This is a genomic window from Pseudomonas sp. B1(2018), assembly GCF_003097365.1.
Classification (GTDB): domain Bacteria; phylum Pseudomonadota; class Gammaproteobacteria; order Pseudomonadales; family Pseudomonadaceae; genus Aquipseudomonas; species Aquipseudomonas laurylsulfatiphila.
The window spans coordinates 31,237-42,979 of sequence record NZ_PYUK01000018.1 but is presented as its reverse complement, the minus strand read 5'-3'; the positions used below and the strand labels follow the sequence as shown (position 1 = coordinate 42,979).

12 protein-coding genes are annotated in these 11,743 nt (G+C 61.4%); 5 read left to right on the top strand and 7 right to left on the bottom strand.

What is annotated here, in order from left to right; genetic code table 11:
- Positions 1-21 precede the first annotated feature (21 nt).
- The 3 genes from C9422_RS24435 to C9422_RS24420 all read left to right on the top strand — a co-directional run bounded on the left by C9422_RS24435 (position 22) and on the right by C9422_RS24420 (position 2,591).
- Positions 22-492 (top strand): prepilin peptidase, encoded by a 471-nt coding sequence (locus tag C9422_RS24435; protein ID WP_116582432.1) that lies wholly within the window; start codon positions 22-24, stop codon positions 490-492.
- A 114-nt stretch (positions 493-606) separates the two neighbouring features.
- On the top strand, positions 607-1,389 hold the full coding sequence (locus tag C9422_RS24430; protein WP_116582431.1) for a response regulator transcription factor: 783 nt from the start codon (positions 607-609) through the stop codon (positions 1,387-1,389).
- Between the two features lie 938 nt (positions 1,390-2,327).
- On the top strand, positions 2,328-2,591 hold the full coding sequence (locus tag C9422_RS24420; RefSeq protein ID WP_116582430.1) for a DUF6124 family protein: 264 nt from the start codon (positions 2,328-2,330) through the stop codon (positions 2,589-2,591).
- Here C9422_RS24420 and C9422_RS24415 read toward each other — a convergent pair.
- From C9422_RS24415 to cpaB, 5 genes are all read right to left on the bottom strand, one after another.
- Positions 2,588-3,478, bottom strand: a complete 891-nt coding sequence (locus tag C9422_RS24415; RefSeq protein ID WP_116582429.1) for a type II secretion system F family protein — start codon at positions 3,476-3,478, stop codon at positions 2,588-2,590. The genes C9422_RS24420 and C9422_RS24415 overlap by 4 nt on opposite strands.
- 2 nt (positions 3,479-3,480) lie before the next feature.
- Entirely contained in the window at positions 3,481-4,365 is an 885-nt protein-coding gene (locus C9422_RS24410; protein WP_116582428.1) for a type II secretion system F family protein, read from the bottom strand.
- A 9-nt stretch (positions 4,366-4,374) separates the two neighbouring features.
- A complete protein-coding gene (locus tag C9422_RS24405) occupies positions 4,375-5,655 on the bottom strand; it encodes a CpaF family protein (protein ID WP_007980918.1) in 1,281 nt (426 codons plus the stop codon).
- Positions 5,652-6,842, bottom strand: a complete 1,191-nt coding sequence (locus C9422_RS24400; RefSeq protein ID WP_116582427.1) for a pilus assembly protein — start codon at positions 6,840-6,842, stop codon at positions 5,652-5,654. The genes C9422_RS24405 and C9422_RS24400 overlap by 4 nt, the downstream gene beginning before the upstream one ends.
- 119 nt (positions 6,843-6,961) lie before the next feature.
- Positions 6,962-7,909 carry a Flp pilus assembly protein CpaB gene (cpaB, locus tag C9422_RS24395; protein WP_116582426.1) on the bottom strand — a complete coding sequence of 316 codons (948 nt, stop codon included), beginning with the start codon at positions 7,907-7,909 and terminating at the stop codon, positions 6,962-6,964.
- A gap of 323 nt (positions 7,910-8,232) precedes the next feature.
- On the opposite strand from cpaB, the gene C9422_RS24390 reads away from it, so the two are divergent.
- The gene (locus C9422_RS24390) at positions 8,233-8,430 is read left to right on the top strand and encodes a Flp family type IVb pilin (RefSeq protein ID WP_116582425.1); all 198 of its coding nucleotides are present in this window, start codon (positions 8,233-8,235) and stop codon (positions 8,428-8,430) included.
- Positions 8,431-8,505: 75 nt separating this feature from the next.
- Positions 8,506-8,919 carry a response regulator gene (locus C9422_RS24385; RefSeq protein ID WP_116582424.1) on the top strand — a complete coding sequence of 138 codons (414 nt, stop codon included), beginning with the start codon at positions 8,506-8,508 and terminating at the stop codon, positions 8,917-8,919.
- A gap of 420 nt (positions 8,920-9,339) precedes the next feature.
- Here C9422_RS24385 and C9422_RS24370 read toward each other — a convergent pair whose 3' ends face one another.
- On the bottom strand, positions 9,340-10,194 hold the full coding sequence (locus C9422_RS24370) for a MaoC family dehydratase (RefSeq protein ID WP_116582421.1): 855 nt from the start codon (positions 10,192-10,194) through the stop codon (positions 9,340-9,342).
- A gap of 2 nt (positions 10,195-10,196) precedes the next feature.
- The gene (locus C9422_RS24365; RefSeq protein WP_116582420.1) at positions 10,197-11,549 is read right to left on the bottom strand and encodes a 3-oxoacyl-ACP reductase; all 1,353 of its coding nucleotides are present in this window, start codon (positions 11,547-11,549) and stop codon (positions 10,197-10,199) included.
- Positions 11,550-11,743: the final 194 nt, after the last annotated feature.

Sequence of the window (11,743 nt, the reverse complement as noted above, 5' to 3'; positions counted from 1 at the left end):
AAAACGGACGTTTTTTACCGAATGCAGAGCTTTGTCCTATTGATCTGGCTGGCGCTTTGCGCCGCACAGGATGCCCGGCAACGGCACATCGCCAATGGCCTGACCCTGGGCGCCGGCGCCCTGGCCCTGGCGTGGTTGCTGTGGAACGGCACGACCTGGCTGGGGGCCGAGGCGCAACAGGGCGGCTGGGCTTTTTTGTTGGCCGTGGGCTTCACGCTACCGGGTTACGCCATGAAGCGAATGGGCGGCGGGGACGTGAAACTCATGGCCGCCCTGGGTCTTGCGACGGACGGTATGCACGTGCTCGGCACGTTTATTGGCGCCGGTTTGGCCAGTGTTTTCTGGCTGCTGTTGGCGCCAAGAGTCTGGCTCCATATGAGTCAAGGGCTTAGAACCCATCTTTTTTATATGGCGCCTGAAATGTCAAAGAGGCAGCCATTTGCACCCTTTGTGCTGGCGGGGCTGATGCTGACATTGGCCTGGCTCCACTAGTCGACCCTTTTGTGTACATAGCCGGAAACTGCGTCTACTTTTCAGACAGACGTTGTACAGCCGCTGGCTGTCGGTGTGGGACGGGTCAACCTTTGACCTGACAGGGAGTTACTCGTGAGCAAGTTTACTTCGGCAGTAAAAGTCCTTGTGGTCGACGATGCGCCATTGATCGTTGAAGAGCTTTGCGAATTTCTGGAGGGCAAAGGTTACCGCTGTGTTCCCTGCGAATCGGGCTATCAGGCGATCAAGCGTTTCAGCGAAGACCTCGATATCGGCCTGGTGCTGCTGGACTTTCACATGCCCGGCATGGACGGCATCGAGCTGATGCAGGAATTGCAACGGCTGTCGGGCAAGCACCGGGTGTTCGAGGCGATCATGCTCACCGGGTGTGCCGACAAGCAGGATGTGATCAAGGCCCTGCGCGCCGGCGTGTCCGACTATTACCAGAAACCGATCGATCTGAATGAGTTGTTCGAAGGTTTGCAGCGCCAGGAAGTGGCCTTGCAGGAAAGGCACAAGAACCTGCAGTTGGGGCATTTGAATCAGAAGCTGCAGTATTTGTCCGAGTCGATCGATGATCTGTACCAGGACCTGGACAAGGTTCGGCGCGGGCCGCAGGCGGCAGACGCGGGTGGTCGGGGTGTCGCTGAAGCTGATGCGGTGGAGGTTCCGGCGATTTTCAATCAGCTGTCTCCGCGGCAACTGGAAGTGGCGCGGTTGGTGGGCAAGGGGCAGACCAATTATCAGATTGCCTGTGAGTTGGGGATTACCGAGAACACGGTGAAGTTGTATGTGTCGCAGGTTTTGCGGTTGACGCATATGCATAATCGGACGCAGTTGGCGTTGGCTTTGTCGCCCAATGGTTCCGGGGGGCGGCAACGGGTTACGGCGCACTGAACTTTTTTGGATGGAGTACATATCCGTTGCTGCGGTAACGGCTGCTTACGGTTCCGCTCTTACAGCGGGTCACTTTTGGCAAACGCCCCAAAAGTAACCAAAAGGTCTCGCCCCTTACGTACGGCCCCTCGCTGAGGCTCGGGGTTCCTTCGCTCCGGTATTCATCAGGGCGCATCGCCTCCGGTCTGCTTCGCGACGACCTCCTCTCGATGTGTTCGACTTCGTCGAACGGCGCTGCGCGCCTGCCCCCTGATGAACACCTCCACTCAGCCTTCCGAGGGGGCGGGTGGATCAAGATCAAGAGCTGCAGGCGAGCTAACGCTCGGCCTGTTGAGTGGTGAAGAGCGGGGGTGTACGCCGATCTGCCTTTTCTCTTCTGTGGGAGCGGGCTTGCTCGCGAAGGCGGCCTGCCGGCCGACCTGAATCTGGCGGATGTACCTCGACCCTGTGGGAGCGAGCTGGCTCGCGAAGGCGGCCTGCCGGCCGACCTGAATCTGGCGGATGTACCTCGACCCTGTGGGAGCGGGCTTGCCCGCGAAGGCGGCCTGCCGGCCGACCTGAATCTGGCGGATGTACCTCGACCCTGTGGGAGCGGGCTTGCTCGCGATGACGTCCTTCCAGCCAACACATTCCTGTGTAGTTTTCCTCAAATCCCCAGGAAATCTCCGACACGCTTTTCAGGTTGTCCGTCGGAAGCGCGATCTCTAGCCTTTGTCGGTCACTGCAAATTCAGTGATCGGGTTTGGTCGCCCGGGTTTAGAATGGCGCACAGTGCCGCGCGAGCGGCATTTTTGTGCTTGCTTAATGGCGAGCCGTGCGTGGGAGGGCCCTGGCCCTGCCGGGTTTCCATTCCCTGGTCGACCAACCTGCGTACAGTTCGCCACCCTTCTGCTTGGTCGCAGTGATGGCGAACTCCAATCCAAGAATGGAGCTTCACCATGATCAAACCCACCCCAAATCCCCCCAAACAATCTGTCCCCCGCAAACCCAGCACGATGTTCGTCATCCCCCCGGACATCGACACCGAAACCCTGCTGGCCCACGCCTGTGAGTCGCTGGCGTCGGCGAGTGTGATGGCGAGTGATTTCGCGGGGTTTCTGCAGGGCTCGCAGCGCAATACGATGCTGGGGATTGCGCAGGTGATCATGCTGGGTGAGCTGGCGGTGAATCGGGCGCTGGATAATCTCGATCCGCAGTATTAGTGGACAAAGGCCCGACCCAGGGCCGTGAAGCCTGGGCCGGCCAGGACGATCAACAACGCCGGGAAGAGAAACAGCATCATCACGACGGACATCTTGGCGGACATCTTGGAGATGTATTCCTGCAGGCGCGTCAGGCGCCGGTCGTCGAGCAACTGTTTGAGCGCCAGCAGGGACTTCATCGCGCCGCCACCCTGATGGATCAATTGTTGAAGGATCACGCAGGTGTCGGTGAACTCGTCTACCGCAAGCAAGCGGGTGGTCTTGTTCAGCTCTTCGCCCAGTTCCAGGCCTGAATCGACGCGGGTCAGAATCAGGCGCAGTTCATGGGTCAGGGCGGGCAACAACTGTCTGCCCTCCTGGCTCAGCACTCGCAGGGATTGCTCCACCGCCATGCCCGATTCGAACAGGGTGCGCAGCAGTGCAATGAAGGTCGAGGTTTCAGTGGCCAGTTGTTTTTGCCGACGCTGTGCCGCGGCAGCCAGCCAGCGCTTGGGCAACAGGTAGCCCATGCTGGTGGCGAGCATCGGGGCGATCCAGTGGTTCTCTACATTCGGGTAGAACAGCCCCTGAATCAACAGGCACAAGGACAGCGCCAGCACCGGCACGCCCACCTGCAAGGCGGCGAACAGTGAGCGTTGGCGTACGCTGCGCCAGCCCAGGCAGTTGAGCAGGGTCTGGGTTTCGTTGTCCATTTTGACCGACTGTTGCCCCAGGCGGCTGGCGCCCAAGGCTTGTAGCAGTTGGGTTAGGTGGCTATCACCCGGCGCCTTGCCATCGAGTCGCTGGGCCACCTGGCGTGCCCGTCGGCTTTGCTCCAGCAAAGCGCTGAGCAACAACAGTGCAGCACCGAAAAGCAGCAGCGCGCTCACCAGCAAGAGCATCTTCATAGTCATAGGCTACGCAACATGCGCCAAAGCGCCAGGCAACCGATCACCTGAAATCCGAAGGCACTCGCCAGCATGGTTTGCCCCGAGCTGTCGTGCCACATGGAAAGCAGGTAGGTCGGATTGGTGAGTAGGAAATAGCCTGCGACCGAGACCGGCAGCAGGGCCAGGACCACGGCAGTGATACGGGTTTCGCCGGTCATGGCCTTCAACTGGCGTGCCGCTTGCTCGCGTTCGCGGATCATCTTGATCAGGTTTTCCAGCAGCTCACTGGCGTTGCCGCCGTAGCGGTGGTTGACCTTCAAGCCGAGTGCGAGCAAGCGCAGTTCGTCTTTCTCGTACAACTCGGCGAAGTCTGAAGCGGCGTCTGCCAGGTTGACCCCCAGTTGCACATTGCGTTGAATTCGGCCCATGGCATTTTTCAACGGGTCTTCGGCCGCATCGATGGCGCCGAGCACGGCATCGGCCAGGGTCCGCCCGGACTTCAGGCTGCGCACGGCATGGTCGAGCAACATCGGCAGCTGTTCGATCATGCGACTGAGGCGACGCTGGTAACGCCAGCTGACGAACAGTCGTAACGCCACCGGAGGCACCAGCAGCACCAGCAGCGCGCCGATCCAGCCACCCAGGGCAATTCCCAGCAGCACCCCGAGTATCCAGAACACCAGCCATCGACCCAGGCGTTCGGTGGGACGTCCGAGTCCGGCGCGCAGGAACGCGCGCTCAAGGCCCGCCCATGACGACTTCTGCTCGACCCGCAGGGGTTGCCCCTGGCTCAGGCGTCCCAGAATCCGTTCGTTGCCCGTCTGGCGCAAGCCGTTATAGAGCAGGCGCAGCGCCAGGCCGAGAAAGATCAGGCAAACGAGGATGAGCAGCGCCGGTTTGAGCATGCCGTGGCCTCAGTACGCCGAGGGAGACAGCGCCGAGTCCCGGCGCAATTTGTCGCCAGCCGGGTTCACGGCTTCGCGCAGGAAACCGAACCCGGTGTGGCGGTCGAAACGGAACAGCGTGTTGGTGACATACACGTCGTCGCGCACACCCACGACTTCCACCACTTCGCTGACGCAGCGGCGGCCGTCGGGCATGCGCGTGAGCTGGATGACCACGTCGAGCGCCGCGCAGATCATCTGCCGCAGGGTGCGCTCGGCGATGCTGCGGCCGGTCAGGCCCACCAGGGTCTCCAGGCGCAGCAGCGCATCCTGGGCGTTGTTGGCGTGTACGGTGCTCATCGAGCCGTCGTGGCCGGTGTTCATCGCCGTCAACACATCGACCACTTCGACGCCGCGAATCTCGCCGAGGATGATCCGGTCCGGGCGCATCCGCAGGGCGTTGCGAATAAGGTCGCTGGCTTTTACTTCGCCATGGCCTTCGGCATTCGGTGGACGGGTTTCCAGGCGCACGACGTGAGGGTGGCCCAGTTGCAGTTCGGCGACATCTTCGATGGTGACCAGGCGTTCCTGAGGGTTGATCAACTGGCTGAGAATGTTCAGCAGCGTGGTCTTGCCGGTGCCGGTGCCGCCGCTGATGAGGATGTTGCAGCGTTTGCCCACGGCTTCCTGAATGAATTCGAAGATCGCGTGATCGATGGTTTGCATGGCCACCAGGTCAGAGCTTTTGAGCATGTCCTGGCGGAATTTGCGGATCGACAGGCACGGGCCATCGAGGGCTATTGGTGGAATGATGGCGTTGACCCGGCTGCCGTCCGGCAGGCGCGCGTCGACCATGGGCGAAGACTCGTCGAGCCGCCGGCCCAGGGGCGCGAGAATCCGTTGCATGACACGTTCGACGTGGTGCGAATCGATAAAACGCAAGTCACTCAGATGCAGCAAGCCTTCGCGTTCGACAAATACCCGGTGTGGACCGTTGACCAGAATCTCGGTCACCGCCGGGTCGCGCAGCAGTACTTCCAACGGGCCGAAACCGGTGAGCTCGTCGACGATCTCCTCGGCCAGACGCTCCATCTCATAGCGGGAAATCGCCAGGTGCAGGCGCGCGATGTACTCGGCCACCTTGTCGATCACGAATTGCGACAGCGCCTGGCGCGTGCCCTCCAGCAGGTTTTTCCCCGACTCTTCGATAGCGTCGATGATGTAGCGGTGCAGCACCAGTTTCAGGCCTTCGTGGTCGGTATTGCCGACCGCGCCGCGATGGGGGGAGCCAAAGAGTTTTTCACTGCTCATTGTGCGCCCCTCAAGCGGTTGAACCAGCCGGTCTTGGGTTTGACCAGGCCTTCGGAGTGCCTGGCCAGGCGCTCGCCGAGTGCGCGCAGACTCTGGGTGAGGCCCTCGCGCGGGGCCAGTTCGAACAAGGTCAGGCCCTGGTTCTTGGCGTTGAGCCGCACTTCCGGGCTGTAGGCGAGGGTGGCGATGATCTCCAGGCCAAACGTCTTGCCCAGGGTATCGGAGTCCGGTGCGACGTTGCGCAGGTAGCGGTCCACGAGCAATTTGGCGTGATCGAGCTTCATGCCTTTTTCGCGCCACAAGTTGAGCACCGTGAGGTTGCGGCGGCAGTCAAGCACGTTCTGATCGGTGTACCACAGCAGTTTGTCGCAATGGCTGACGAAGGTGCGCAGCGCTTCACTGTCGGGTTGGCCGGTGAGGTTTACCACGATGTGCTGGAAGTGTTGACGCAGGGCACTGAGCAACATGTACAGCTCGGCGGCACTGGTGTGCTCCAGCGGTTCATCGCCAGTGGCGTAGGCGAGGATGCGCAGCCCGGCTTCGCAACTGGTGAAGGCGCTGTCGATCAGTGTCGCGTCCAGGCGTCGCAAGTGGCGCAATGCATCGCCGAAATGAAACGAGCTTTCCAGGCCCAGCAGCGCCAGGCTATCGCCTCGGGGCAGTCCAAGGTCCAGCAGCAGCGTGTGCTGTCCGCTTTTTTGCACCACTTGCGCCATGTGCATGGCCAGCAACGCGCCGTCGGCGCTGCTCTGCACGCCATACAGCACGGTCAGGCGGCCCAGGTGCGTGTTCGGTGCGACAGCGGGCAGGCGTTTGCTCAGGCGCCGCACCAGGCCTGCGACTTCACTTGAGCGTGAACCATAGGCCACGAAATCCCTGGCTCCGGCGCGCATCGCATTGAGTACAAGCTGGTTGTCCATGCCGTCGCCCAGCGCGACGATCGCCAGCATCGGCTTGGCTTCCAGCGCGCTTTCGATCAGCGCGCTTTGGGTGACCACGTGGTCGCGGTCCAGGCCGATGAACACCAGGCTGGCGCAGGTCACGTCCACCAGTGCCAACAGTTCGTCAAGGCTGCCGCCACCGGCGCTGACCACCTGGCCCAAGGGCGCAAGGGCGCCTTGCAGCCATTCCAGGTCGGTGCTGTTACGCGTGATCGCGAGGAAGGTTTGACTCAGGTTCTGGCTCATTGCGATAACTCGCTACGTGATATCGCACTTGCCGGCAGGCCGCCGGGCAAAGTGGCCCGGATCAAGCCGTTGAACAATGGCGTAAAAGGTCTGCGCATGGAAAGGCATCCTTGCTCGACTCAGGGTGTTTGTTGAGTGATCTCGTTACCGCGAATGACTTCCACGCTCTGCTTGCGCGGCGCGGCGCCAGGGCTGGTGGTGACAGGTTTGGGTGGCCCGGTCATGGCCAGCTGGCTGAATTGCAATAACTCGCGGTTGGCATTGGCCAGGTTGGCGGCAGAGTTGCTTTCGCCGGCCCAGTAGCGCGCCAGGCGTTTCTCATCGGCGCTGCGCACGGCCAGGCGCAGCACGCCGGCCTGGGTCGCGAGCATCAGGCGGCTCACCAGTTGTTCAGGAACCGCGAGCAACACGGTCCGGGCTGCGGCGCGCGATTGATCCTGTTTGAGTTTTTCCTCGGCGTTGCGTGCCGGGCTGGAAGGCTGGCCGTCGTTGGTCAACCCCAACTGTTCGCCGACCCCGAGCACCCGCAAGGCCGGCACCACGAGTTGGGCCGTTGGCTGAGGATTGAGGGTGTCCATGCGCAGGAACAGCAGCACATCGACATAGTCGCCCGGCGTCAGTTGCCCGCCGACAATGACCACTTCGTCCGTGGCGACCGCCAGGGCGCGTTCATTGGGACGGATCATCCGCGACAGCTTGCTGCCGGCTTCGAAGCTTTCGTCGTTGAGCCAGCTGCCGGCGCTGAGGGCGCGCCACGGGCTGCGGCCAATCGCCTGGTCGAGGCTGGTCAGGCTGCCGGCCGGGGCGGTGTGCAACTGTTCCAACACGACATCGGCGGCGGTGATCGGCGTATAGGGCGCGACATCGTTGACCAGCACGACCACGGGATGGCGGGTCGGGTCATTTGTCGACAGTGGCCCCTGTGGGATGGCCGGCGGTGCATTGACGGTGGATTGGGCAACGACCTCGGGGGGCGGTTGACGACTCAATGTGAGTCCCCAGTAACCGGTAATGATGGCTCCGACCAGAAACAAACCGGCGAGACCCAGAGTGACACGGCTGTTCATGAAGGCTCTCCCTTTCCTGCTGCGCAAACCCCGTCAAGTCCGACGAGACAACTTCGCAATCAGGCAGCTATGAACATGGAACTATTTCGCTATTTGACCGTAGCGCAGGTAGAGCAAAATGCCATTAGCGCGGGGGGAAATATCTAACGAAAGTGCAAAGTTGCGATAAAACGACCCGTTTTTGACGTCAACGAAACGGTTAATACTTTAGTGTTAATGCGTATTTACAGTTGTTGGGCCGGGGAATGCCGACAATGCTGGTGCTGGCACTGGGGAATCATGTTGCGTCCGTGCAACACCCGTCGTCGTCCAGGAGAAATGTCATGTCTTTTTCCAAGCTTGTTGAGAAGGTCAAATCCGGGATCGTTTTTTACAAGGGCCTGGCAAGGGATACCGAGGGTGCGTCCGGTATCGAGTACGCGATCATTGCCGCCATGGTCGCGGTGGTGCTCGCCGGTTTCAGCCCGGGTGTCCAGAACGCCATCACGGCCACGTTCAACACTATTCAAGCGGCGCTTTGACGAGGAAGTCGATAATTTGCTGTCGCTTCACAGGGTTTCTAACGTCAGCGCTTCGTCCCTTGCAGGTGTCACCTCATGAACGCTCACGCACAGCCACGCCAACAGCTGCTTCTGGTGGATGACGAAGAGGACGCATTGCTTGAGTTGGCGGAGTTGCTGGAGGGTGAGGGGTTCAATTGTTTTGCCGCCACTTCGGTCAAGCTTGCGCTGCAGCATCTGACCCGGCACCCCGATATCGCTTTGGTGATCACTGACTTGCGTATGCCGGAGGAGAGCGGCATGTCGTTGATCAGGCGGTTGCGCGAACATACGTCTCGCGAGCATTTGCCGGTGATTGTGATGTCGGGGCATGCGGGCATGGATGATGTCAGTGATATGTTGCGTTTGCAGGTGCTGGATCTTTTTCGCAAGCCGATTTATCACGTGCGGTTGTTGGAGACGTTGAATAATCTGTTTCCGTTGCCGCAGGTTTATTTGGTCAAGGGGTGATTGGGTGATCTCTGGGTTGAGTACATATCCGGTTCTTCGGTAACGGCGACTTATGGTTTCGCCCTTACGGCGAGTCCCTTTTGTCAAACGACACAAAAGGAACCAAAAAGTCTCGCCCCTTACGTACGGCCCCTCGCTGAGGCTCGGGGTACCTTCGCTGCGGTATTCATCCGGGGGCATTGCCCTCCGGTCGGCTTCGCTTCGACCTACATGCAATGAGTTCGACTGCGTCGAACGGCGCTGCGCGCCCATCCCCGGATGAACACCTCCGCTCAGCCTGCCGAGGGGGCGGGTGGATCAAGATCAAGAGCGGCAGGCGAGCTAACGCTCGGCCTGTAGGAGCTGCCGCAGGCTGCGATCTTTTGATCTTGATCTTCCACCCTTTCGACATGGCCAAAATCAAAGGTAGGAGCAAGCTTATCAGGCCACCGGCCGCCAATGCCCGACCATGTGCTCCAGCTCTCCGACACCCACCAACTGAAAGTCCCCGCTCGCCCCCGCCTCGCTGGCCAGCAACGTCACCTCACTGGGCAGCCGTACCGGCTTCTTGAACTGCACCGCGATCTCGACGTTCGCCACAGGCAGATGCCCGGCCAGTGCCGCCAGTGTGCGCGCCTTGTTCCACAAGCCATGGGCGATGGCGGTCGGGAAACCGAAGAGTCGGGCGCTGGCCGCGCTCAAGTGGATCGGGTTGTAGTCGCCGGACACCTTGGCGTATTGCCGACCGATGTCCGAGGGCGCTTTCCAGTGCTCGACTTGGTTCATGTCCAGACTCGTTACCAGGTTCTCCTCAAGCGGTTCACCCTCGAGTTTGACGCCGCGGCAGAGCATCCGGCTTTGTGCCTCCCACAGCGGTCCCAGTTGATCGTCGAGGGTGGTCAGCAAATCGAACGTCGCGCCTTTGGCGTGGGGTTGCAGGTTCTGCACCTGTACGCTGACACGCACCCGATTCACCCCGCCCATGGGGCGTAGCAGACGAATTCGATTGCTCAGGTGAATCAGCCCCAGCAGCGGGAACGGGAAGTCCCTGGCTGTGAGCAATTGCATCTGCAAGGCAAAGCCGAGGATATGCGGATAGGTCGGCGGCAGCAGGCCGTTGTCGGCGAAACCACAGACCTTGCGATAGGCCGCCAGGCGTTCGGGATCGACGTCGATCCAGCAGCGCAAACCCGAATCGGGCAGGACGGTGCCGGTGATTTTTCGCCGTGTCGCCGCTCGAGCGTACAACCCCGGGAGGCTGGGTTCGCGGTTGAGAGTGTGCCAGTCGGTGATCATCCTCAAGCCCCCAGAACGCTTTGCCCGCATACGCGCAACGCTTGCCCGGTGAATGCGCCGGTACCCGGTTGCGCGAGCCAGGCCACGGCTTCGGCGACGTCCTGTGGCAGGCCGCCCTGGCCGAGGGAGCTCATGCGCCGTCCGGCTTCGCGCAGGCCGAAGGGTATGTGCGCGGTCATTTGCGTTTCGATGAATCCCGGTGCCACGGCGTTGATGCTGATGCCGCGTTCGGTGAGCAGCGGCGCCCAGGCTTGCGCGAGACCTATGAGCCCGGCCTTGCTCGCTGCGTAGTTGGTTTGCCCGCGATTGCCGGCGATGCCGCTGATAGAGGCCAGCAGAATCACCCGGGCGTTGTCGTGCAGGGCGCCGCTATCGAGCAAGGCTTTGGTCAGCACTTGCGGTGCGTTGAGGTTGACGGCCAGTACGGCGTCCCAGAAGTCCGGGGTCATGTTGGCCAGGGTTTTATCGCGGGTGATGCCGGCGTTGTGCACCACGATGTCGAGGCCGTCGGGCAATTGTTCGATCAACTGCGCAGCGGCGTCTTCGGCGCAGATGTCGAGGCTGATGCTGCGCCCGCCGAGGCGTGCGGCGAGGGCTTCGAGGTCGGTTTTGGCCGCCGGCACATCGAGCAGGATGACGTCGGCACCGTCGCGGGCCAGGGTCTCGGCGATGGCTGCGCCAATGCCGCGTGCTGCGCCGGTAACCAGTGCCTTGCGCCCGGCGAGCGGGCGCGTCCAGTCGCTGACGGGCGTCGAGCACGGATTCAGGCGAATGACCTGCCCGGACACGAAGGCGCTTTTCGGCGAGAGGAAAAACCGCAGCGGACCTTCCAGTTGCGCCTCGGCCCCTTCGCCGACATAGATCAATTGCAGGGTGCCACCGCTGCGCAGTTCCTTGGCCAGGGAACGGCTGAAACCTTCCAGGGCGCGCTGCGCACTGGCGGCGAAGAGGTCACGCAGGGTTTGTGGATCGCGTCCGAGAATCACCAGGTGCGCACAGTGATCGAGGTTCTTCATCAACGGTTGGAAGAACTCGCGCAGTTGCTTGAGCTGATCGGTGTGCAGCAGGTCACTGGCGTCGAACACCACGGCCTTGAGTTTCGGTCCGTGGCCGGGAATCCAGGCCGTGGCCATCGAAGGCTCGGTGCCGTAGCTGTAGATCGCGTCGGTCAGGCGGTTGGCGAAAGCGCTGACGTGTTCCGCCAATGGCCCGCCGCCGATCAGCAGCGCACCTTCCACGGGCCGCAGCCGGCCTGCCTGCCAGCGCTCCAGTCGAGTCGGTGTCGGCAACCCCAGGGCACCGACCAGACGATGGCCGATGGACGAATTGGCGAAGTCGATATAGCGGTCAGACATGGAACGCGCTCCGAAAGCTGGGGTTCAAAGTGTGGACCATGAATGGCGATCAGTCGTTCGATCCACGAGATAAGGCCTACGCTTGGTCATTGTAGGAGCTGCCGAAGGCTCGGGCCGCGTTCGGACGATCTTTTGACTTTGATTTTTCAAGATCAAAAGATCGCAGCCTTCGGCAGCTCCTACAGGGGTAGTTT